At 30.0% G+C, this 23,418-nt stretch carries 19 protein-coding genes and 1 other annotated feature; of the genes, 6 read left to right on the top strand and 13 right to left on the bottom strand.

Features of this window, described 5'->3' with window-relative positions:
• Positions 1-90: 90 nt before the first annotated feature.
• From ACREV6_RS16880 to ACREV6_RS16870, 3 genes are all read right to left on the bottom strand, one after another.
• Positions 91-1,104: a sensor histidine kinase gene (locus ACREV6_RS16880; protein ID WP_431579208.1), complete on the bottom strand. Its 1,014-nt coding sequence runs from the start codon at positions 1,102-1,104 to the stop codon at positions 91-93.
• Between the two features lie 33 nt (positions 1,105-1,137).
• Positions 1,138-1,809, bottom strand: a complete 672-nt coding sequence (locus ACREV6_RS16875; RefSeq protein ID WP_431579207.1) for a response regulator transcription factor — start codon at positions 1,807-1,809, stop codon at positions 1,138-1,140.
• Positions 1,810-2,329: 520 nt separating this feature from the next.
• The gene (locus tag ACREV6_RS16870) at positions 2,330-3,109 is read right to left on the bottom strand and encodes an SDR family NAD(P)-dependent oxidoreductase (RefSeq protein WP_431579206.1); all 780 of its coding nucleotides are present in this window, start codon (positions 3,107-3,109) and stop codon (positions 2,330-2,332) included.
• Between the two features lie 138 nt (positions 3,110-3,247).
• On the opposite strand from ACREV6_RS16870, the gene ACREV6_RS16865 reads away from it, so the two are divergent.
• The 4 genes from ACREV6_RS16865 to ACREV6_RS16850 all read left to right on the top strand — a co-directional run bounded on the left by ACREV6_RS16865 (position 3,248) and on the right by ACREV6_RS16850 (position 8,258).
• The gene (locus ACREV6_RS16865; RefSeq protein ID WP_431579205.1) at positions 3,248-4,813 is read left to right on the top strand and encodes a PucR family transcriptional regulator; all 1,566 of its coding nucleotides are present in this window, start codon (positions 3,248-3,250) and stop codon (positions 4,811-4,813) included.
• Positions 4,814-5,023: 210 nt separating this feature from the next.
• Positions 5,024-6,961, top strand: a complete 1,938-nt coding sequence (locus ACREV6_RS16860; RefSeq protein WP_431579204.1) for an oxidoreductase — start codon at positions 5,024-5,026, stop codon at positions 6,959-6,961.
• 53 nt (positions 6,962-7,014) lie between these two features.
• Positions 7,015-7,809 (top strand): acetoacetate decarboxylase family protein, encoded by a 795-nt coding sequence (locus ACREV6_RS16855; RefSeq protein WP_431579203.1) that lies wholly within the window; start codon positions 7,015-7,017, stop codon positions 7,807-7,809.
• Positions 7,810-8,057: 248 nt separating this feature from the next.
• A complete protein-coding gene (locus ACREV6_RS16850) occupies positions 8,058-8,258 on the top strand; it encodes a hypothetical protein (RefSeq protein WP_431579202.1) in 201 nt (66 codons plus the stop codon).
• A 143-nt stretch (positions 8,259-8,401) separates the two neighbouring features.
• On the opposite strand, the gene ACREV6_RS16845 is transcribed toward ACREV6_RS16850, so the two are convergent.
• The 7 genes from ACREV6_RS16845 to ACREV6_RS16815 form a co-directional block, all read right to left on the bottom strand.
• Positions 8,402-9,715, bottom strand: a complete 1,314-nt coding sequence (locus ACREV6_RS16845) for a hemolysin family protein (RefSeq protein WP_431579201.1) — start codon at positions 9,713-9,715, stop codon at positions 8,402-8,404.
• 132 nt (positions 9,716-9,847) lie between these two features.
• On the bottom strand, positions 9,848-11,545 hold the full coding sequence (locus ACREV6_RS16840; RefSeq protein ID WP_431579200.1) for a methyl-accepting chemotaxis protein: 1,698 nt from the start codon (positions 11,543-11,545) through the stop codon (positions 9,848-9,850).
• Between the two features lie 311 nt (positions 11,546-11,856).
• Positions 11,857-13,062 carry an ABC transporter permease gene (locus ACREV6_RS16835; RefSeq protein ID WP_431579199.1) on the bottom strand — a complete coding sequence of 402 codons (1,206 nt, stop codon included), beginning with the start codon at positions 13,060-13,062 and terminating at the stop codon, positions 11,857-11,859.
• Complete coding sequence (locus ACREV6_RS16830; protein WP_431579198.1) at positions 13,059-13,973, bottom strand: ABC transporter ATP-binding protein; 915 nt, start codon at positions 13,971-13,973, stop codon at positions 13,059-13,061. Before ACREV6_RS16830 ends, ACREV6_RS16835 begins: the two co-directional genes overlap by 4 nt.
• A 192-nt stretch (positions 13,974-14,165) precedes the next feature.
• Entirely contained in the window at positions 14,166-14,615 is a 450-nt protein-coding gene (locus ACREV6_RS16825; RefSeq protein ID WP_431579197.1) for a hypothetical protein, read from the bottom strand.
• Between the two features lie 121 nt (positions 14,616-14,736).
• A complete protein-coding gene (locus tag ACREV6_RS16820; protein ID WP_431579196.1) occupies positions 14,737-15,495 on the bottom strand; it encodes an AIM24 family protein in 759 nt (252 codons plus the stop codon).
• A gap of 16 nt (positions 15,496-15,511) precedes the next feature.
• Complete coding sequence (locus ACREV6_RS16815; protein WP_431579195.1) at positions 15,512-16,525, bottom strand: hypothetical protein; 1,014 nt, start codon at positions 16,523-16,525, stop codon at positions 15,512-15,514.
• A 305-nt stretch (positions 16,526-16,830) separates the two neighbouring features.
• Between ACREV6_RS16815 and ACREV6_RS16810 the strand changes: the two genes are divergently transcribed.
• Together ACREV6_RS16810 and ACREV6_RS16805 are read left to right on the top strand one after the other, a co-directional pair.
• Positions 16,831-18,288, top strand: coding sequence for an ATP-binding protein (locus ACREV6_RS16810; protein ID WP_431579194.1), 1,458 nt, complete (start codon positions 16,831-16,833; stop codon positions 18,286-18,288).
• Positions 18,289-18,326: 38 nt separating this feature from the next.
• Positions 18,327-19,529: a leucine-rich repeat domain-containing protein gene (locus tag ACREV6_RS16805; RefSeq protein ID WP_431579193.1), complete on the top strand. Its 1,203-nt coding sequence runs from the start codon at positions 18,327-18,329 to the stop codon at positions 19,527-19,529.
• Positions 19,530-19,658: 129 nt separating this feature from the next.
• On the opposite strand, the gene ACREV6_RS16800 is transcribed toward ACREV6_RS16805, so the two are convergent.
• From ACREV6_RS16800 to ACREV6_RS16790, 3 genes are all read right to left on the bottom strand, one after another.
• Positions 19,659-19,802, bottom strand: coding sequence for a hypothetical protein (locus ACREV6_RS16800; protein ID WP_431579192.1), 144 nt, complete (start codon positions 19,800-19,802; stop codon positions 19,659-19,661).
• Positions 19,803-19,900: 98 nt separating this feature from the next.
• Positions 19,901-19,954 (bottom strand) — a sequence feature (sodium ion sensor (DUF1646 type); this cis-regulatory element may regulate processes involved in with the transportation of sodium ions).
• Between the two features lie 57 nt (positions 19,955-20,011).
• Complete coding sequence (locus ACREV6_RS16795) at positions 20,012-22,150, bottom strand: transporter substrate-binding domain-containing diguanylate cyclase (RefSeq protein WP_431579191.1); 2,139 nt, start codon at positions 22,148-22,150, stop codon at positions 20,012-20,014.
• Between the two features lie 223 nt (positions 22,151-22,373).
• Positions 22,374-23,177, bottom strand: coding sequence for a Cof-type HAD-IIB family hydrolase (locus tag ACREV6_RS16790; RefSeq protein ID WP_431579190.1), 804 nt, complete (start codon positions 23,175-23,177; stop codon positions 22,374-22,376).
• Positions 23,178-23,418: the final 241 nt, after the last annotated feature.

The following is a 23,418-nucleotide window of genomic DNA, read 5'->3' as shown; positions in this document are numbered from 1 at the left end:
TTACAGTTGAATTCTTCTGCAAAACCTAAGCTTATCTTATTATAAAACGAATTTTTAAATTATTGTATCTAACAAGATTACATTTATCTTTCAGTTTTGTAAGATAAACTCTCCTTTTGGAAAACTTATTGTAATTTTGGTATAATTATTCACTTCAGATTCTGCATAAATCTCTAAGCCAAGTTTATAGCATAGCTTTTTACAAAGATATAACCCCATCCCCGTTGACTTCTCTATTTTCCTTCCATTACTTCCAACAAAATTTTTATTAAAGATTCTATTAATTTCACTTTCTTTTATTCCTATTCCGTTATCGTAAATAACCAATGCTATACCACTATTCAACTCTTGTGTATATATCTTTATCATAGAGTTTCCAGGCTTCTTATATTTCACTGAATTGACTAATAACTGATTGACTATAAAATCTAACCATTTCCCATCTGTGTAGACATAAGTGTTATGGCATGTACTTTCTATTTGAATTCCATTTTGAATAAAGAACTGTATATTTTTACTGATTGTGTCTGCTACAATCTTATCCATATTTATTTTTCGAATCATATAATCTTTCCAAACCTCATTGGATCTGGCATAATAAAGAGTTTTCTCCACATCATTTTCGATTCTTCTAAGTTCTAAAAGAATTCTGCGAGTTACTTCAGTCTTATTATTTTCACACATTAACTGAATTGATGTTATTGGTAACTTTACCTCATGAATCCAGATTTCAATGTATTCTTTATATTCCTCACTATCATTCTTAATACTATTCACCTGTTCTGTCATAGATTTCAAAGCTTTTCTCAAAATTGAAACATACTCTTTATCTTCTGATCCACGTGTTTTTCCAATCATCTCAGAAATTAAGTACTTGTGCTCTAATTTATCTAACATACTCTTAATTCGATTAAAATATTTATTTCTACTTATATAACTTATAATATTATATCCAATGAACACAATTGACCACGCTACTAAAATAAGAGCTATTACATCTATATTATTTCCCATTGCATACAAAAACACCGATAAGGCAAGGCCACATGATAAGTTCAGTAAAATCATTCCAATTTTATCTTTCAAATAATCTCCAATGTTCATAATTCCTCCAAGGTACCTATACAAAATCTTTTCTCATACTTTATATCCGAGGCCCCTTTTTGTATGTATGAAATCCGCGGCACCAATTTCTTCTAATTTCATTCTTATTCTTTTTATATTGACACTCAAATTATTATCATCAATATACATTTGGTTATTCCAAAGATATTCTATAATCTCAACTCTGGGTATTATTTTCCCTGTATTTTGAAACAAATAATACATTATTTTCAATTCATTTCTCGTTAATTCTATAGATTTTCCATTATATAGAGCCGTGGCAGTTGCTATATTTAACACAAGATTTTTATATACTAATGAATGGCTTTCTTTATTTAAATGTCCATAAACTCTCTTTAGCATTGTAGAAATTCTAGCCAATAATACAGCTGAATTATATGGTTTTGTAACATAATCATCTCCACCCATATTAATACAATCCAGTTCATTCATAGAAGTGTTACAGCTAGTGACAAATATAATCGGCACCTCAGAAAAACTGCGGATTTCTACACAGATTTTTAGTCCACTAGTTTCAGGCAGATTAACATCTAATAAAATCAGATCTGCCTTTTCATGTTTAAATATATTAACAACATTCGTAAAATCAGTCACAGTAACAACTTCATACATCACATTACGCAATAGTACTGTAAGTTCATCCCGGATGCACTTGTCATCCTCAACAACCATAATTTTAAACATTCACACCCACCTTGCTATATTATTACTATTTTTTATACCATTCTACACAAAATTCTATTATCCTTTAAATTGACTACGCTTTCCCTTTTTAGTAATTTTATAGTTTCTTTACTATCAACGTTTAAAGAAACTAATTTTATGTATACCCTTTCTTTAATTAGATCAGTTATCAAATTTGTTATAGACCTCTTATATTAGATAATATTAAGAAAGTAGAGGTTATAAAATATGTATTGTATTTTCCTTTTTAATAAGAATAGAATTCGATACAATATAATTAGAAACAGTGAGTTTAAATTTATTGAAATAGATGAAAAAAGCTCCTGTCGGTGCTTTGACTTACGAAGTTCACTATCGTCCTTCGAAAGATTAGAATTTCATCAGAAATGTAGAAATATAATTACTATAAGATTAAATATGTAGATTGCATTATAAAATACCCTAAGCTCAATAAGGAGTTTAGGGCATTTATAATTTTATAATTTTTTTCACAAAGAATCATAATATGACTCCATTCAATTTAAGTTAATGTATACCCACCATCAACTAAAATTGTTTGACCTGTAATAAATCCACCAGCTTCAGAGCAAAGCATATTAGTAATTCCTTTAAAGTCTTCAGGGAATCCCCAACGTCCTACTGGACATTTTGCAGCAACTACTCTATCCATCATTAATTTTTTCATTGGTGGGTTTGCAGTCATTTTAGTGAAAATAGGACCTGGAGCAATTGCATTTACAGTAACTCCATAAGGAGCTAACTCAAGTCCAAAGGATCTAGTAACTCCTCTTATTGCATGTTTTGTAATGACATATGGCGACATTCCAGAACGCATTCCTAAATAACCAGCAATTGAAGATACATTTAAAATTCTTCCACCATTTCCGGTTTTTATAAAGTACTTTCCAGCTTCTGCGATAAGTGCAACAACTTGATTTAAATTTATTTGCAAACAACGTTGATATTCTTCTTCGCTGTAAGTATCTCCGATAGGATTATGTGACTCTACTCCTGCACCATTAATAAGTATATCAAATTTTCCATATTCTTTAAGAGCTGCAGGTATTATAGTCCCTACTTCTTCTGGTTTAGCTACATTAGCATGTATTGGGAAAAACTTTTGTCCTGCTGCTTCAACAAGCGTTTTAGTTTCTTCAAAGGATGTACTAGAATATGTGCCAGCAATATCTACACCAGCTTCTGCAAGTCCAACTGCGATTGCTTGACCAATTCCAGTTGCTGAACCCGTAACAATAGCTACTTTTCCTTTAATATTTGATAAATCGTTTACATTTTTCATAATATTTTCCCTCCCATTTTTAATATGTTGTTAATATAACACAGTGTATCATGCTGAAAAATTTGTTACTATATTAAAAAATCCAAAAGCTATTGTCTTAGTTGTGCGAAATGCACTATAATAGATTTGAGGTGGATTATGAGTATTAATTTTAATGTATTACGTGAATATTTTATAAAAAAAACTAAAGCGGTTTACTTTGATATGGAATCTGATATCAATTTTGTTGATACAGAGTTAGTTACAGAGGAAAAAACAGTTTATTTAAAAGATTATGTATATGTTGCTAATACCTCTATATTTAAAGGAAATTTAGATAAAATAAATGATACCTGCTTTATTTTAATAAATGATGATTGTACAAAACTTGAAAAATATATTGACAATAAATTAAAAATAATCGAGATAAATCAGAATGAAAATATATTAGAAATTTTTAATGAAGTAAGAGCTTTTTTTCGTAAAGATATAAAATATAATCAATTTAAAATATCATTATTAGAAGCTTTTCTTTCAGGAGAAGGCCTATGTAAAATAATAAACACTGCTTCAAAACTAATTGGTAACCCTCTAATTGTTATTGACCTTAGTTTCAAAGTATTAGCTAGTTCACCCATAGAAAACATTACTGATTTATTGTGGATGGATAATGTAAAAAAAGGCTATTGTTCTTATGAATTTATCGCTGAATTAACAAAATTAGAAACTCTAAAAAACGGAAGAAAAACAAAACGTCCCTTCCTCGTGACATGCCCTATAAGTCCCATCGAAAAAATTGCATTTAAAATACAAGTAAATAATAAAACTATAGGGAATATTTTATTACTCCAATGTGAAAGACAGGTAGATCCTGCTGACTATGATTATCTGATATTTATAAGTGAAATAATTTCCAAAGAATTAGGAAAAAAACAGTTTTACAAAAATACAAAAAACGTTCTAAGTGAAGAAATATTATATGATTTATTAGAAAATAATATTGAAAATAAAGCAATAATTGAAGAAAGATTAAAAAATTGTTCTTTAATATTTAGCAAGCATATTTTCGTCATGGTAATTGATATATCAAATTTTGAACTTAAACAATCTGTATATTCCAGATATTTAAGTCCGGCGCTACTTAATCTTTTTCCAATGAGCAATTCAATTTATTATAATGGAGCTATTGTAATAATTGATGATAGGGAGGAGTACATAGAAACTGGAAATAAAACTGAAAGCGTTAAAAAATTTTTATTGGAAAATAATTTAAAGATGGGAATAAGTAGTGAGTTTTCTTCAATAGAAGATTGTAGCATTTACTATCATCAAGCAATAAGGTCCTTAGAAATAGGCACCCTCCTTGGTGAAAAAAAATGTATATATAAGCATGAAGATATCGTGCCTTATAATTTCATTTATATTGCAAAAGATCATATATTAAAGGAAGATTTTTATAATAATTCTATATACATATTAAAAAAATTTGATTATAAAAATAGTTCAGAGTTGTATAAAACATTATATACATATTTAAAAAATAATCATAATATGACAAAATCATCTGAGGAATTGTTTATACATCGAAATACGCTCAGATATAGATTACAGCAAGTTGTAGACTTAATAGGGATGGATTTAGATGAAAATGATAATAGTTTTAAACTATATTATGCTTGCAAAGCAATAAGTTTTTATAAAAAACTTATTCATTCACAAAATTAATAAAAATAAAAATGATCTCTGATTTTTCAGAGATCATTTTTATTTGTTCTATATTATTTTAATTAACAACTAATAATTAAAGCTATAGTGCATAACGCACAATGATTATAATAGTTTTTGGATTTTCATCCATAGCATGCGATTTTCTACAATGCTATACTTCAATTAATCTAAAAGACAAGCAAAAAGTGTATGGGAGGGTAATATACAATGAAATATGAAAAGCTTTTCACCAAAGGTAAAATAGGTAGCTTAGAAATAAAAAACAGGATAGTAATGCCTGCAATGGGAACAAATCTGGCTTCATATACTGGGGAAGCATCTAATGAAATCATTCGATACTATGAGGAAAGAGCAAAAGGCGGATGTGGACTAATAATTACTGAAATAACTAGAATAGATGATGAAACAGGAGTCGGAATGCCCAATCAATTGTCCGCAATGAACTTAAAACAAATTCCAAGACTAGAAATATTAGCTCGCACAATGCACAAATATAATACAAAGATATTTTTACAATTACATCATCCAGGTAGAGAAAATCACGCTATGATGATAGATGGTCGTCAAATAGCTGGGCCAAGTCCCATAATGTCATCAGCTATTGGTGAAATGCCTAGAGAGATGACAATAGATGAAATTGAAGGACTAGTTGTAAAATTTGTAAAAGGTGCTGTGTTTGCAAAAATGGCTGGTATAGATGGAGTAGAAATCCACGCTGCTCATGGATATCTTGTTGCACAGTTTTTGAGCCCACAATCAAATCATAGAGAAGATAAATATGGCGGCAGCTTTGAAAAAAGAATGAGACTTATAACTGAAATAATAATGGGCATACACGCAAAATGTGGTCCTTCTTTCCCAATATCAGTGAGAATTGATGGAAATGAATTTGTTAAAGATGGTATATCTTTAGAAGAAGCAATTCAAGAAGCAATTTATTTAGAAAAATTAGGCGTAGATGTTATTAATGTAAGTTCTGGAACCTATGAATCCGTTACTACAATTATTGAACCAATTTCATATCCTCAAGGATGGAAAAGACATTTAGCTAAAGCTATAAAAGCAGCGGTTAATATTCCTGTAATCGCTTGCGATGTAATTAGAAAACCTGATATGGCAGAAACTATATTAAACGAGGATAATTTAGATTTTGTTGCACTAGGTAGAGCGCAATTGGCAGATCCAGAGTGGGGCATTAAAGCAAAAGAAGGCCGAGAAGAAGATATTAGACCTTGTATTTCATGCCTTAACTGTATAGAAAGCGTTATGAAATGCGAAAACATAAAATGTGCAGTTAATCCAAGGGTGGGAAGAGAATTAGAATATCCAGATTTTCCAAAGACCGGCGAAGGTAAAAAAGTAGTAATTGTTGGTGGTGGACCTGCGGGGATGGAAGCAGCTAGGGTTCTAGCACTAAAACAATTTGTACCTATAATATTTGAAGAAAAAGAATATCTAGGTGGAAATGTATATCTAGCTACTAAACCTCCATTAAAAGAGAAATTGGATTGGTTCCTAGAATATCAAAAATTAGCAATTAAAAAATTAAATGTGGACGTAAGATTAAATGAAAAAGCAACTTTAACAAAAATTAATGAAATTAAACCATATGCAGTATTTATTGCCGCGGGTTCAAACCCAATGGTTCCACCAATTCCAGGAGTAAGCCAAAGTTTTGTTTATACATCAATTGATATTTTAGAGGGCAAAGTTATATTAGAAAACAAAAATGTAGTAATTGCCGGTTCAGGAATGACGGGCCTTGAAATAGCTGAACTATTAACTTCTAAAGGAAATAAAGTAACAGTAATTGAGATGGCAGATAAAATTGGACCTGCTGGATACCTACCTAATGTAATTGATATAAGTATGAGACTTGCTAAAGAAGGCGTATCACTTATGCCTTGTAGCAAACTTATAAATATCAAAGAAGGCGAAATAGATATTGAAAACACTAAAGATCAAAAAGTGACTTCACTAAAAGCTGATGCAGTAGTATTGTCTTTAGGGGTTAAATCCAATGATGAAATGGTAAAAACTATAGAAGAAAATTATAATATTGTTGAACTATTAGGAGATGTTTGTAAACCAGGTAGAGTTGTAGATGCAGTGTTAAATGGATTTGAAAAAGCATATGTGCTTTAGTAAGATATAAAATAATTAAAAACTAAAACAATTTAAACGAGGGGGCTTATATTATGTATAGTTTTACAAAGACAATGGATCAAATAAAGTCATTACAAGGAAAACAAACAGTATTTTATGGTGCCGAAACCTTAAACACAGTTTGGGAAACAAAACCAGAAATTATAGCAAAATTACTCCCAGCTCCATTGAAAGCAGTAAAAAACAAACCACTAGTTTCAACTTTTGTAGCCAATTATCCTGAAACAAGCTTTGCTCCAGGGTACAAAGAAGCTGGACTATTTATTCTTGCAGAATGTGATGGAGTAGTGGGTAGATACTGTTTATCTATGCCAATAACAGATGGAATGGCAATGTCAATGGGAAGAGAAGTTTGTGGACTTCCAAAAAAAATGGCAAGTATAGATTTTGAAGTTAAAGACGGCACCGCTGTAGGAAAAATTAGTCGTAATGGGATAGAATTTTTCACAGTTAACGCTGATGTTTCAGGAAAATTAAATAAAGATGGTAAAACTTCCGAGCTTAATGAAGCCCTAACTGAATTTATGTATAATGTAACATATGCAAAATCAGCAGATGGATGCGGTTTCTTATTAAGCCCTACTTTAATAAAACAAAAATTAGCAATAGCTGAGATAACCGAAAATAAATTAGCTACATCTACTGTAGTTATGACAGATTCTCCACATGACCCTTGGGCAGAACTTGAAGTAGTAAGAATGATAGGTTCTCAATATATGGTTAGTACAAATACATTAGAGCCTGGTGAAAATTTGTATTTCAATAAGATTGATCCTATGGGATTTGTTCCATACTCATTCACAAAATGGGATTGGTGGGCTAAATAGTAATAAATATCTAATATAATTTGATTACAAGTGAACCACTCCCACCTACTCTGTAGATATGGGAGTGGTTTATTTTATATAAAAGGTGCCACGCAAGTGGCAAGTTTAAAATAAGTAATAAATGCTGGTTCAACTAATTGATATACTTCATAATTATTCACAATTGGAACTTTTTTATATTAAGCGTAATATTATATGCTAACAAAAGAAATATTAGTGGGAAAAACTTAGGAAAAATAAATTTGAATGTGAAAAAAAAATGTTTACCTTCAGAGAGGGGGGAAATATATATATGTGCTGTTGGTGGATACTATTATTATTACTATTTGATGGCAATAATTGTAATAACAATAATTGTTGTAACCGTAATCGTTGCTGTAATAAAAAACGTCGTTGCTAAAATTTTCATAATGAGGCTTCTGATGTCAATATTTATAAAACTAAATTAAGCATTTAAAATAACAGAGACTTTAGCTCATTATGCTAGGGTCTCTTATTTACTCTATGGCTAACAAGAAAGGATTATTGAACAAACATAAACTTTCCTGCAGAAATAAAAATGCTCTACTTTTTTAAAGTAGAACATTTTTATTTATATGCATATTTTAATTTTCCCTATTCTTCTTTCTTTAACTTCCTCTATTGTAAATACTACATTACCATATTCAATAGTTTTATTTTCATTTTTCTTTGGAATACAACCCAATAGACTAACTAAAAATCCTCCTATTGTATTGTAATTTTCTGACACTAAATTCAAGTCTAGATTATCATTTAATTCGTCTATTGATAGCAAGCCATTCACTATATAAGTATTGTTATCAACTTTTTTTATATCAGGTTCGTCATAATCATATTCATCTTCAATATTTCCCATAACTTCTTCTATAAGATCTTTAGTAGTAACTACCCCTGAAAATCCTCCATACTCATCTATCAGTACAGCCATATGATTTTTAGCTTTTTTTAATTCTCTAAATAATTCATCTATATTTTTACTTTCATTAACAAAGTAAGGAGAATGTAATATATTCTTAATGTTTACATTTTCAAAACCATTTGTTCGAGCCTCTATTATAAAATCTTTCATGTGAAGTATTCCTATGATATTATCAATATCACCGTCATATACTGGCACTCTAGAATGTTTCCCCTCTAATAACTCGTCTAAAAACTGGGAAGCAGGATCATTTATGTCAATCAAAAACACTTCAGTTCTGGGAGTCATGACTTCTGTAGCCGATTTATCATCAAATTCAATAATGTTATTTATCATTTTTTTTGCAGTTTCGTTTATAGTTCCGCGTTCTTGTCCCACTTCTATAAGTGATTTTATTTCCTCTTTTGATAGTTCTTCTTCTATTTTTTTACTGCTAAGACCAGTAATCTTAACTAAAAAATTAGTTGATGCTGAAAGTAGCCATACAAAAGGAACAATCAATTTAGATATATAAATAATAGGTACTATTGAAAACATTGCAATAGCTTCTGATTTTTGCTGTGCTATATGCTTTGGAAACAATTCACCAAACACAAGCATTACATAAGTTAATCCAATTATTATGCTAGCTAATGCAATTCGTTGACTATAAGGTACATTTAACCCATTTAAAACTCCTGCAAAACTATTAGATATACCCGTAGCAGCAGAAGCAATAGCACAAAATCCAACAACCTTAATTACAACTTGAATAGTTGACAAAACTTTTGTTGGTTCCTCAATAAGTTTCACTAAAAGCTGAGCTTTTTTATTGCCCTCCTGCGCAAGATGTTTAATTTTCTTTTTGTTCAATGATACTATTGCCATTTCTGCTGATGCAAAGAATGCATTTATCAGTGTTAAAATACCAATTAGTATAAATTGCGCCATTATATTATTGGGCGCGGGGTCAGGGTTTGAATCCATTAAAAATTCCTCCTCTTAAATAATAAATTATCATACTATAATAATAACACTAATCTGAATACTTTATTGATAATATAAAAATTATTTTTTACTTCTTGATTTATTTCATAGTTAATAATAAATTCTTTAAGTTTATATCTTAAATTTTTGAATTAATCCATTAAGTTTTTCAGCTAATTCATTTTGATCCTGTGCAGACTTTGCAACCCCCTGAATAGCTGTTGTTGTTTCATTAATACTTGCTAATATTTCCTCTGTACTTGCCGTAGATTCTTCTGCCGTTGCTGATACAGTTTGAATAGCACTATTTACCTGATATATAGTTTCTGACATTTGTTTTGTAGCTAAAGCAATATCTGCAGCCATTTCATTTACAAAGTTTGCATCATCTTCATAACGTATACCCGTGTCATTAAGAAATTTATAATCCGGTTTCACTTTATCATCCATAAATTTCAATATATCTCTTCCACTTTGAGATAAATTATCAAATGCAGATTTTATTTGACTTACCGAGTTTTGAATATTCGTAACTGCCTGAGATGATTGCTCAGCTAATTTCCTTACTTCTTCAGCAACAACTGCAAACCCTTTTCCACTCTCTCCTGCTCTAGCTGCTTCAATAGCTGCATTTAATGCAAGAAGATTTGTTTGGGAAGCTATATTTCCAATGGAATCTGCCATTACTATAACTTGTTCTACTACCTTGCCTTCTTCTATAGCTTTAATTATACTAACACGTTGTTTTTCATATATCTCATTACTTTCTTTAATAGCCTCCATTGCATTCTTCTTTACGTTAGTAGCACGATTTTTTATTTCTTTAGCGGCTACATTTGAATCCTCAGCCTTTTTTGCAAGAATAGCAGTTGTTGAACCAATTTCCTCTGTTGAGGCAGACACTTCTTCAGTTGTTGCACATAAATCCATAGAACCTTTGGATATTTGATCAATAGATTCGTTTACCATTTCCATTGTAGCAGAAATTTCTTCAGTAGTAGAAGTTAAGTGCTCAGATGATTGTACAAAATGATCAACTGTACCACGAATTTCTTTAATAAGATTTTGTAGATTAGATATCATTTTATTATATCCAATTGCGATTTGACCTACTTCATCTTTACTTTTAATTTCTAATCTTGATGTTAAATCCCCTTCGTTATTTGAAAGTTCGGTCAATTTAGTGGAAATAATTAGAAGTTTAGAGATTTTAACAAATAGTATAATGAAAGCGAAAATTATGCATATAGCTAGTACTGCTATTAAGCTGTCAGTAATTATAAGGTCATTACTTACATTGCTTTTTGCGTTTTTAGCTTCTTTATCTGCTCTTATATTCATCATTTCTTGAAATTGCTTAATAGGTTCCATTATTATACTTTTGTTTTTATCATAATTACTATCAAACATTAGTTTTCTTGCACTATCTAAATCTTTAGCCTCCACTGCTTTCATTGCTGCTTCTTCCGTCTTAATTAAAGCATCGGAATTTTTTTTTGCTTTTTCTATTAAATCTAATTCCATTTGTGGTGCATTAAGTTCTTTTAGTTTTGTTACCACTCTATCACGTGTCTTTGTTTCATTAACCTCTTTCCAATAATTATCATAAAACGTTTTATCTCCATCAATTACGTATCTTCTTGCCTGATCAGTTAAATAGTTTGAAGCATCAGCTAAATCTAAACCTAACTGTTTAAATATAGCCTGGTTATTTACGGCACTGGTTGCTTTTGCAAAGTTTTTATTAAGAAAATATACAGTCATAACAGTACTTAGAATTAACATAATAAGAATTGCACTCATTAATTTTAAAAACTTTGATAAATACATTGCTTTCACCCCTTTTTAACATTTTTTTAATTAGATTATAATTACGCTTAAATCTGATAAATTAATAATAATGTAATCTTACATATCTGTCAACATTTTTTAACAAAAATTACTATATAAAGACAAAAATTTGTTATATGTAAAGTTATTCTATGTTTAAGCCCAATATATTTTCTCCAGTTGGCTTTAGCAATTCTTCATGTCAGCATATTTTCTGAATGTTTAACACAATAAAAACGCCACAAACTTTATAGTTTGTGACGCTTAACATGAAGCATATGAATAAATAAAACTTATTGAACTATCTATTTCTATATTAAAATATCTTTTCTTGTAAATACTATATGGGATATCAAATAACAAACTATAGATGTAACTATTAAAGTACCTATTCCAAATGCCGTAGTTACATTAGGGTTATTATATCTCATTACAACCTCACCTGAAAGAACTGATCCTACCGGTCCATAGGAGGTAAACATATATTGTGCTAACTTTTTAAGTGCTGGCATTTCTAGTAATATAGTAAGAGCAACTACAATAACTATGCTTAAACTTACTGAAACCATACTACTCTTTACTATGGAAGATAGCATAAATGAAACTGACACACAAGTTATTATAAATAATGTCTGCATTAAGAACATTCTAAATACAAATTCTCCAGTGGATATTATATAAGAGGAACCTACCATTGCTACCAAGGGATGCCCTCCATAAGCGCTCTGAGCTAAATCCCATTTGTAAGTTGTCCCAGCTATAATTGGGTAGTTTGCATTTCCAAATCCGAATATCAATCCCATTATTAAAAATGCTAAAAGTTCCACAACTAGTATTAATAAAGTCGCTACTCCCGCCACTGCTATAAACTTAGAAGCCAATACTTTTGCCCTTGAAACTGGCTGAGTAAGCAATATCTTCATAGTAGGTGGTGTAAATTCCCCTGAAACCATATCTCCAGTAAATACCATTACACCCACTGCTATAAAGATAGTTCCCAGAACCATGAAGAGTGTTTTAATAAAATTAAATCCATTAAGTCTATATTCATTTTCAGGTTTTATATTGTTATCATATAAATATTTAGACTTCTGTAAATCTAATTTCATTCTATCTTTCTGACTGGCATCTATCCCAGCATTAGTATCATTTAAATTTTTTTCTGCATTATTAATTTGTTCCTTTAACTGTATTTTCCAATCCACAACTTTACCACTTGCCTCAAGTTTAATTCGAGGTAATTCTTGCTCCATACTCTCAAGGTTTTCTTTGATACCTTTCTTCTCTTCCACTGGTATACTAGTATCAGTCAACCTTTTCTTTTGGTGGTTTATAGACTCTTCCATGTTTTTCTGTCTAAATTCAGGACTGTCCCATTTCTTTCTGTTTAACTCTTCCCTGTATGTTCCATAGCCTATTGCAATTGTTAATAATATAAAAGCTACAAATACAATAATTGTCTTTTTGCGCATCATAAGCTTTTTAATTTCATTTGAAATAAGTCTGAATATCATCATGCTCTCATCCCCCCCTCAACAAGCTCCATATACCTTTCCTCAAGCCCCTTATACTTCTTGTATACCTCTGTTACTCGGATTTTATTTTCTGCCAGAGAAAAAATCAATTCCGGAGTTGAATTTTCGTCAAGCTCTACCACTAGGGAATCATTATCTCTATGATTTCCATGGACAAAGGCTAGAGTTTTTAATAGCTCTTCGCACTTTTCAATGTCCTTAGTAATGACTACTATAGTATCCTTGTCCCTCTTTATATCTCCTCCTGTAATGCTTTCTACTGCTTTTATTAAACCATCATTTATAAAAGCAACTGTATCACAGAGCTGCTGAACCTCACTTAACATATGAGAAGATATAAATACTGCTGTTTTTAATTCTTTGGCAGCCTTTTTAACTATATCTCTAAAATCCATTATGCCTGTTGGATCAAGACCATTTGTAGGTTCATCTAAAATAAGTAATTTAGGTTTTGAAATCAGAGCCGCCGCAAGACCTAATCTCTGCTTCATTCCAAGAGAATACTTTTTTACCTTATCGTCTATTCTATCCTTTAAATTTACAAGTTCAATTACTTCGTCTACATCATTTTTGCTAATTTTTCTTATGGCTGCAATTTGCATTAAGTTTTGCCTTCCAGTTAAATATGTATATAATTCTGGATTTTCTACTACAGCGCCAATATTACTTAATGCTTTTTCTCTTTCACGGCTTATCTCATGCCCCATAACTGTTATAGATCCTTTATTAGCAGCTATTAGACCTACCATCATTCTAATAGTCGTTGTTTTACCAGCCCCATTAGGCCCCAAAAATCCAAATATCTCTCCCTCTTTTACAGAAAAAGTAATTCCTTTAATGATTTCTCTTTTACCAAGACGCTTGTACACATCTTTTACTTCTAATACATTCACTTTATGCACCCCTTACTTACTTTTTATAACTCTTAAGCATGTTAATGTTATAACATAATTTTCTAAATATCAAGTAATTTTACAATTCGTAATAAATTTTTAATATTTTCTGCCCTCTTAATGCCATCCACGCAGTCTTATAAATACAAAAATCACGCTATTTCCAGCGTGATTTTTTTGTTATTTCATATACTATTTTATATGAGAATTCTTGCCTTCACACCTCAAAGTGGAAGCTGTTGATAAACGACTTATCTCTTTTTTAAGATTATCCGCTATTAATTTCTCTTCAATTGAACAATTGTCTTCATGTATAAAACCTTCAATAAATGCTTTATTTTTAAATTCATCCTTTATATTCTCAATCATAAGTCCTTCAGCATCTTTAATAGTTAACTCACCATCTCCATCTAGTACCTTACATAATATTATCTCTTCTCTAATATCATTTTCAGTTAATGCCATGGTAAAAATAGGCTTCATAACTTCAGCATCATCCTTGGCAAATGTATCTGTCATAAATACTGCATATTCTGTTTTTTCCACTGTATTATAATTTTCATCACGTCTTCTAGATTTAAGTGCTGACATACCCACAACACCAACAGCTGCCACCATTATAAATATATAACTATATTTCATTAATCTCTCCCTCTCCATATTATTTATAAATTCTCTATGTACAAACTAATATCGGTCCTTTGCTGATTTCTCAACATTTTATGTTACTATTATTGCTATTTTTCATATCTTTTAGTGCGAATTATACATTCATTGGTCTGTTTTTTTTGGTAGGTGCAATCCAAACCTCACCGGTTCCGACAAAAGTATGTAAATATCCTTCACGCTTTGACTTTTCTATTTTTGTTTCTATTTTACCTCTTATGACAACTGAAAAATTACCATCGATTTTTAATGTCTCATTATTTAGCTCATAAATAAGGATTTCATCGAAGGGAACATCACTTTCTAAAATGGCAATACCACTTCCACTTAGTTTCGGTTGTCTAAAGCCATCACTGCTTAACATACCTGTGGCAATGTCCTTATTTGTGTGTACAGAAAGCTCAATACTGTCTTCACAGCAATAAAACATTCCATCGCCTAAAATAATTTCTTCATTAGACAATTCTAAAATATAAAAATACTTATATGAAGGGTCTAAATATATTTCACCGTATTTTCCGTAATATCTTGATGTAAATGAGGCTTCTCCAGTACCCACATTTTTAAAAAAACCCTTAGATGCAGAAGGTGCGTTTTTCTGAATCTCTATTTCGATTGGTCCCTTCATAAATTGGAGCTCCCCAGGTTGTACTAGTACCCCGCCGCCGTTAATGTTAATTCTAACTTGACGGAGCTTTTCTCCACCATATTGTGTGGGGTATGGATTTACAGCAGTAGCGTTAAAAACGCTTCCATTTCTTGGCTTTATATATTCAACTACTTCGAATATGGTATTATTTCCACCTGTTGAACTATCTATTACCCTTACTGCATCTGAAAAATCAGGATTAAACATAATTAATTTCCTCCAATTATTTATTTAAATTTTCCAATGTATCAATTTCTTGATTTCCATTTTTTCGCATTTTGCTTGTTATAGAAGCTTCTTCTTTTGCTAGTTCTTGTACATCAGTTATAAATTGATTATATTTAGTCATGTCGTCATCTGAAGAAAAATATATCATATTATTTTTCACTTCATAATTTTCTTTACTCTTTAACATAAAGCTTATATTCTCATCCACCTTTTTAATAAAGTTTTTTTCAAACAGAATATAATTTTTTATTATACCACTTGATTTAATTTGTCCTTTTTCCACTCCTGCAACAACATCTTGTTTATAACGTATTGGAATATCGAGGTTATTTAAATCTACCTTCATAGTTTTTGTGATTTTATCAGCATTTGATTCAAATCTATCAAGCGACATAAGTAAGGTTCTTACTCTTTTCTGAGCATCATTCATTTTATCTGAACTACTATAGGTATCAGTTCCTAAAATAGTTACAAGATTAAATTTAAGCATTTCTGTATTCATATCTGAACTCAATTTTTTGAAAGAAATGAAATATTGATTAGATAAATCTAAAAAAGGCGCTATGCTACCATACTTAGATTTATCTAATTTCTGAGAGTTTAAATCTTTTCCTCCTGCATAATCACGGCATATAGTTATTAATTTGGCCATAGCAACCTTATTTAGCCTGTTTTCCTTGCCTCTCGCAGCAAATGCACTAATTGTTGTTATACCCGAAACCATTAGGAAAACAATTGATAATATCATTAGTGACCGGCCTTTTTTCTTTTTAAAAGCAAATCGAGCTAGGCATACGAGAAAAGCAACTATGAGTATCCTTGCAATTATACTACCAATTATATATCCTGATTGTCTAGCTAGATTAGTTGTTTTTAAAGAAATATTGTCATTCACTAATAGCTGCAATAAGGATATTAGTGTTCCTATTACAAAAAATATTATTGCTAGAATTGTGAATATTCTACTTTCCTTATGTTTTTCTTTTGGATCATTTTGAATTTCATTCATATCTTTAGCATCCCCTTTATTCTAAGTACAATATTACCATTAACTATAGGTATTCGCAACATAAAATCGACAAAATTGTAATAAATAAACATTAAACTGAGTTTTTTTTTATGAGATATCAAAAAAGCACCAAAAAAGTGCCACCCACGTGGCAAGTGGCATGTGGATAGTAAAAAAATAAGGATGGAATTAATAACTAAATTCTTAAGTATATAGCAAAATGTCACATATTGTAGTAATATGTTATAAGTGATAAGTAATTTTAAATTATAGTAGAATTTTTGTAAGGAGCTGGCATAATTATTATGAGTAAAAATAAAAGTAGACGGACTATGGTATTGGGATATATTTCAATTGCCTGTCTATCATTAATAATAATATTATTTAGTATTTATAGTATGAATAAGGTATGTAATGAGTCTGATTTTATTATAAAAAAAATACTTCCAGCAAAAACATTTTCAACTGAAATTTTAACGTCACTAGTTAATCAAGAGACTGGTATCAGAGGCTATATTATTACAAAAGATAAAAGTTTTTTAGACACCTACTATTTAGGAAGTAAACAAGTACAAGGATACTATAATTCTATGGATAATTTAAAATATACACCATTAGGAATGGATACTACTAATCAACTTACTGATCAGATGAAGTACATTGAAACATTTTTCAAAGCGCAAATCGCATTGGTAGATAATGATAATTCATATCAGGCAAAATTAAATCTAAACAAAGGAAAAAGTTTAGTTGATAAATTTAGGGCAACTGATAATATACTAATAAATAAAATTAATTTAGAGGTAAATATCTCACGTAATAAAGTTATAAATGCTCAAAAGTTTCAAAGGTATCTATTGATTTTTTTAGGTAGTCTACTTACCTTAGTTAATCTTATGTTTATTCGGTATATATGGAATTATACCTATGAAGAAGTTAAGAAAAAAAATGAATTGAACAAAGAATTACAAAAATTGCTAGTTTCACACGAAGAATTTATGGCAAATATTTCACATGAGCTTAAAACGCCATTAAATGTAATCTTTTCTGCTATACAATTATTTCAAATGTACTGCCAAAACGGCTCATTAGACCAAAGGCGGGAAACAATTATTACATACCTTGACTCAATGAAACTAAATTCCTATAGACTATCTAAACTTATAAATAACATAGTTGATTCATCAAAAATTCAAGCAGGATTCTTTAAATTGAACTTATCAAATAACAATATAGTAGAGGTTGTAGAAGAAATCGTTATGTCTGTAACTAATTTTACTGACATTAAAGGTTTGCATATTATTTTTGATACAGATGTAGAAGAAAACATTATTGCTTGCGACCCAGAAATGATACAGCGAATAGTATTAAATCTTATATCAAATGCCATAAAATTTTCAAAAATCGGTGATGAAATATTTGTAGATGTAAAAAATAAAAATAAATTTGTTGAAATCTCTGTTAAAGACAATGGCATTGGCATTGAAGAAAAGAACTTAGATATGATATTTAATAGATTTAAACAAGTAGACAAATCGCTATCAAGAAATGCAGAAGGCACGGGGATTGGCCTTAGTTTAGTTAAGTCTATTGTAGAATTACATGGTGGTAGTATCTATGCTGAAAGTGAATTTGGGAAAGGAAGTAAGTTTACAGTCATTCTCCCTTCAGACAAGGTACTTAAGGAAAATATGCTATATAGTAGCAAAGTACGAAGTGAAGATGAAAGTATAAAAGTTGAACTTTCAGATGTTTATTCGTAGTATTTACATAGTTTAGTTATTAACACAAATGGAGGATTATGAACATGAGAAACATATTTTACATTAAATTCAAGTGGTTAACTGTTTCTGTTATTTTTCTATTTAGTATTAGCCTTCTTGGTTATAGTTCTGCAGAAAACACAGCATCAACAAGTGCAGCAAATCAAAACTTAGTAAGTGTCCAGATTACAGAAAGCACAGTTATTACATTTTTAGATAAGAATTTAGAGCAAACAATACGGAATGAGATACAATGTCCTACCGGAGATATTTTAAAAGATGATGTTGATAAGATAACCAAACTCCAAAGCACTCAAAACAAACATATTACAAATCTTTCTGGAATAGAAAATTTGACTAATTTGGCTTCATTAAATTTAAGTAATAATCAAATAAGTAATATAGAACCTTTAAAAGGATTAACTAACTTAACTGATTTGAATTTATCTACTAACCAAATGAGTAACGTGGAACCTCTGAAAGGCTTGACTAGCCTAATTCATTTAAATTTGGCTACTAATCAAATGACTAACATAGAACCTTTAAAAGACTTGATAAAATTAACTAATTTGAATTTAGCTGCCAATAAAATGAGCAACATAGAATCTCTAAAAGGCTTAACTAACTTAACTAATTTGAATTTAGCTACTAATGAGATGACCAACATAGAACCGTTAAAAGACTTGACTAACTTAACTAATTTGAATTTAGCTACTAATCAAATCAGTAATATAGAACCTCTAAAAGGATTAACTAACTTGACTAATTTAAATTTAGCTACTAATCATATGAGTAACATAGAGCCTTTAAAGGGACTCGTGAGCTTAACTAATTTGGATTTGGCTACTAATCAGATGAGCAATATGGAACCTTTAAAAGACTTAATTAACTTGACTGATATAAATTTAAATGCTAATAAAATCGAAGATTTTTCTCCAGTTAACGCCTATTGTAGAAATCTAAGCAAAACAGATATTGCGAATACAGTTATTACATCAAAAAAAACATTAACAAGTACCAGCAATCAAGTTTCAGATATTCCAGTTGCTACATTTCCAACTGGAGATTTATTAAGAGATACAGTGCAACATCCTACTGACGATATTTTAAAGTATGATGTTAATAATATAATAAAATTTCAAACCGACGGTGACCAAAATAACAGTAATCCATCAGCGAAAGAAGATTCCACTAATTTAGATTTAGATATTAATAATCAAATTACTAATGTAGAACCTTAGCTCCTGTCACAGTTTAAACTCCGTTTTCATACTTTAATATCATAATATATAAAGCGCAACTCACGTGGCAAGTGGGCTGTTAGAATTAATAGCACTAAAGATTTAAATAAATCTTTAGTGCTATTAATTCTATTTCTTATTTGGTGATTTTTGATTTTCTTTTTTTTCTCTTTCTTCCTTTTCAACTTTTTTCGGAAAAACAAAACTAAAATAAACAAATCCTACAATTAATGCTCCAACAGTAATTACTATCATTATATCTTGACCATTCATATCATTACCTCCTCGTATTTGTAGATAGTGTTAACACGATTTATTATCATTTACAAATAATTTTATCAAAAAACAAAAAAATGGGGAACTTAAATAAGAGTTTCCCACCCTAGAAACAAATTTCTTGGAATCAAACCTAAGTTTGTCCAACCGATAAAAAGTATTATATTAATATAATACTACAAAACTTATATTAATTCAATTTTCGACTAAAATCTTTGCTTTTTAATTTTCTTTTTATCCTCATACATTCTTTTGTCAGCAAGAGCAATTATGCTATCAATTTTTCTCTCAGAACATTTTCTTGTAGCATATCCGAATGCTGCGGACATTTTAATAGTTTTATTCTTATCAACTATTAAGCTTTTTTCTGAAATAATCTTTTTAACCTTTATTATGTCACGTGCCACCTGTTCTTCATTTGTATTGTCTAATATTAGATGAAATTCATCTCCACCCATTCTTAAAATTAACCTACAGTCTAAAAAAACTTGTCTCAGAATATCAGCATAACATTTTAATAACTCATCCCCAATAAGATGTCCATAATTATCATTAACGATTTTTAAATTGTTTATGTCAGAAACAATTATTGTCTGAGGATATTCATAGCCGTCTAGTTTATCCTTTACTTTATCATTATAGTAATTTCTATTGTAAACATTTGTTAATGCATCTATATATAAAAGATGTTCCTTTTCCCTTAGAATTGATGTTTTAGTCTTTTCATTTAACAAATCTTTAAATAACTTAATTGCAAATAATATTATAACAAGTATTAATACAGCTAAACCTAAAATAATAAAAATAAGCCTCTTATAATTCTGATTGCTTGTTTGATGGGGTACCTCCGCATACCCTGCATTGAATAATTCATCTATATCCAGAAGAGGGATAACCTTATCAATTATACTTGCAAGTTCAGGGCTATTCTTTGAAATTCCATAATATAGGTATGAATCTGTGCTTGTTGTACCTTTTTGAACAATATCATATAGTTGCATATTCTCAACATAAAACCGTAGTACACTTGGATTCTCTATAAGATAATCAGCTTTCCCTTCATGAACTATCTTTAGTGATTCTTGAATATTGTTAGTTTCTATAATGTTTACACTAGTAAGGTTCTTCAGGAGATATTCATTATGCCAAAAGCCTTTTATAACAGCAACATTTTTACCTTCAAGACCAAAAACATCCCTAGCATCTTTGACTCCTACTTTTCCAAGGATTATATCCCTTTCTGTGCTGTAAGGCCTTGGATATAATATGGTTTTTAATCTATCATCAGTTTTGGCAATATTTAAAACATTTATCTCACCTTTCATAAGCTTTTGTTGAAGTGCATCAAACTCATCATAAATATATTTAAATTTTATGCCGGTTTTAACAGTTATATTTTTTATAATTTCTCCACTTATGCCTCCATAAATACCATCTTTATAGTAATCAAATGGAAGATAATCCTTTGTTATTCCTACAATTGCCTCACCATTATTCTTAAGCCAGTCCCTTTCCCTTTCCGTAAGGCTCATAATTTTCATGTTATATTCAATCTTGCTTTGGTTCATCAATTGAGGCAACTTACTACCCAATAAATTACTTATTTGCTTATCTAATATTGATGCCAGAATCTTGTCATCTTTTCTTGTGGAAAAAGTTCTGTCAGATGTGATTTTATCTATCTTAAATGTATAATTTAAGTCTGGAAATTCATAAATATAATTGTATACCGCATCGCCACCTGATACTATAAATGCATCGATTTTATTATTATTTAGAGCTGAAATCAAGTCTATTTCAGAGTTATAGATTTCTTTGTCATACTTTATATTCTTATAGAGCTCAGGCAATAGTTCCATTACAATATCATTTTTAATAAATCCTATTTGTCTTTCATCAATGTCACCTATGGTATGTATATCTCCATCTTTTTTAGCTATTAGTGCATATGGCGACTTACTTACAGGCTTAGTAAAAGTCATGAATTTATCTCTTTCAGCGGTTTTATTTGCTCCAAAAAGAATATCTACACTGCCATTTTGAAGTCCTGAATAAACTTCTCCCCAAGACTTTGATGCTTCAAGTCTTATATTTATCCCTAAGTTTTTATTAATAATTTTTATAATAGGAATTAAATAGCCTTTTTCTTCACCATTATATTTGAAATACTCGCTTCCAGAATAAGGATCTATACCAAGAGTTAAAACCCTATCCTTATTTTTAGTTAACCACTGCTGCTCTTCGTTAGTTAAAGCCACTGTACTATTTGATTTAGAGTATGCAAAACTTTTGGAAGATAATAGTATAATTAAAACAAATAAGCATATTCTCGAAAATTTCTTCAATAGTATCACCCCCACCCCAAATAACAATTCCATATTAAACCTCAAGAAGTAACATAAAGGTATAATTAATCTGTTTTATTATAATTCTATAAACTAGCTAAAATTCCTCTAAAAAAATAACAGTCATATCAAACTATTGATATAACTGCAATATCCATTAAATTTCAGGTGCCACCCACGTGGCAAGTGGCATCTTAGCAACGCCTTTTAAAACTTCTTGTACCTATAATATAAATTTTTCAATAGCTTTTGCCACTCCATCATTATCATTATCTGAAGTAACATATTCAGCTGCATCTTTAAGTTCTTCTATAGCATTTCCCATTGCAATTCCAAGACCTGCATAAGTTATCATTTCAATATCATTTGCCTCATCTCCAATGCATATTATCTCATCTTTTTTAATCCCTAACATATCCCCTAAAACTTTTACACCATATCCTTTATTACAATCTTTATCCATAACTTCTAAGACTATAGGCATAGTCTTTACCACATTATATTCACTATAAAATTCTTTTGGTATTTCAAGCATTTTTTTTGCAAGAAGTTCCTCGGTCTGAGAAAATAATATCTTTGTAATCTCATCCCCATCATTAATATCTCTATTAAAATCAAGAATTTTAACAGGGTTTCCAACGTATTCTGTCTCAAACCTTGTAAACTCATTTTCCTCTGAGGCAATAGATCCTTTATGAGTATACGCAATCATATTAAGTCCAATTTCCACACTTAAAGCATGAGCCTTTACTAAGTCTCTACCCCTTAATCCCTTATAGCTAATACATTCAAAATCACTGGTTCTATATATAGTTCCCCCATTGTTTGCAATAAGGTACTCATTTTCTCCTCTTAAATTGACTTCATCTAAAAATTTTTCCAAACCGTTAAGTCCTCTTCCAGATGTTATAACAACCTTAACACCTTTTTCTATAGCCTTTTTTATTGCTGCTTTGTTCCCTTTTGAAATAATTTTATTACTATTTAGTAATGTTCCATCCATATCTATAGCTAATAGCTTGTACATACTTTTCCTCCTAGCATTTTCACTTTAATTTTTATTTATTAATTAGGCATCTTCAAAAACTAGCCATTATAAATAGTTTTTATCAGATGCCTAAATATATAAAATATCACGCTAGGTATTACCCTATGACGCTAAATTATACCATCTTTAAAATACTTTCTCTGACCAACTCCAGTTATTCGGTATTATTTCTTATTGTTTGTTATCATTGTATACTATTTAAAGCTTTTTTTCAACATGT

It is taken from the genome of Clostridium sp. (genome assembly GCF_050717515.1).
GTDB lineage: Bacteria > Bacillota > Clostridia > Clostridiales > Clostridiaceae > Clostridium_AD.
The sequence above is the reverse complement of the archived record's forward strand: the minus strand, read 5'-3'. Positions and strand labels throughout refer to the sequence as shown.

Coding starts and splice junctions, on each gene's coding strand:
- ACREV6_RS16880 (WP_431579208.1), bottom strand. CDS start 1,104: ATGAACATTGGAGATTATTTGAAAGATAAAATTGGAATGATTTTACTG.
- ACREV6_RS16875 (WP_431579207.1), bottom strand. CDS start 1,809: ATGTTTAAAATTATGGTTGTTGAGGATGACAAGTGCATCCGGGATGAA.
- ACREV6_RS16870 (WP_431579206.1), bottom strand. CDS start 3,109: ATGAAAAATGTAAACGATTTATCAAATATTAAAGGAAAAGTAGCTATT.
- ACREV6_RS16865 (WP_431579205.1), top strand. CDS start 3,248: ATGAGTATTAATTTTAATGTATTACGTGAATATTTTATAAAAAAAACT.
- ACREV6_RS16860 (WP_431579204.1), top strand. CDS start 5,024: ATGAAATATGAAAAGCTTTTCACCAAAGGTAAAATAGGTAGCTTAGAA.
- ACREV6_RS16855 (WP_431579203.1), top strand. CDS start 7,015: ATGTATAGTTTTACAAAGACAATGGATCAAATAAAGTCATTACAAGGA.
- ACREV6_RS16845 (WP_431579201.1), bottom strand. CDS start 9,715: ATGGATTCAAACCCTGACCCCGCGCCCAATAATATAATGGCGCAATTT.
- ACREV6_RS16840 (WP_431579200.1), bottom strand. CDS start 11,545: ATGTATTTATCAAAGTTTTTAAAATTAATGAGTGCAATTCTTATTATG.
- ACREV6_RS16835 (WP_431579199.1), bottom strand. CDS start 13,062: ATGATGATATTCAGACTTATTTCAAATGAAATTAAAAAGCTTATGATG.
- ACREV6_RS16825 (WP_431579197.1), bottom strand. CDS start 14,615: ATGAAATATAGTTATATATTTATAATGGTGGCAGCTGTTGGTGTTGTG.
- ACREV6_RS16820 (WP_431579196.1), bottom strand. CDS start 15,495: ATGTTTAATCCTGATTTTTCAGATGCAGTAAGGGTAATAGATAGTTCA.
- ACREV6_RS16815 (WP_431579195.1), bottom strand. CDS start 16,525: ATGAATGAAATTCAAAATGATCCAAAAGAAAAACATAAGGAAAGTAGA.
- ACREV6_RS16810 (WP_431579194.1), top strand. CDS start 16,831: ATGAGTAAAAATAAAAGTAGACGGACTATGGTATTGGGATATATTTCA.
- ACREV6_RS16805 (WP_431579193.1), top strand. CDS start 18,327: ATGAACATGAGAAACATATTTTACATTAAATTCAAGTGGTTAACTGTT.
- ACREV6_RS16800 (WP_431579192.1), bottom strand. CDS start 19,802: ATGAATGGTCAAGATATAATGATAGTAATTACTGTTGGAGCATTAATT.
- ACREV6_RS16790 (WP_431579190.1), bottom strand. CDS start 23,177: ATGTACAAGCTATTAGCTATAGATATGGATGGAACATTACTAAATAGT.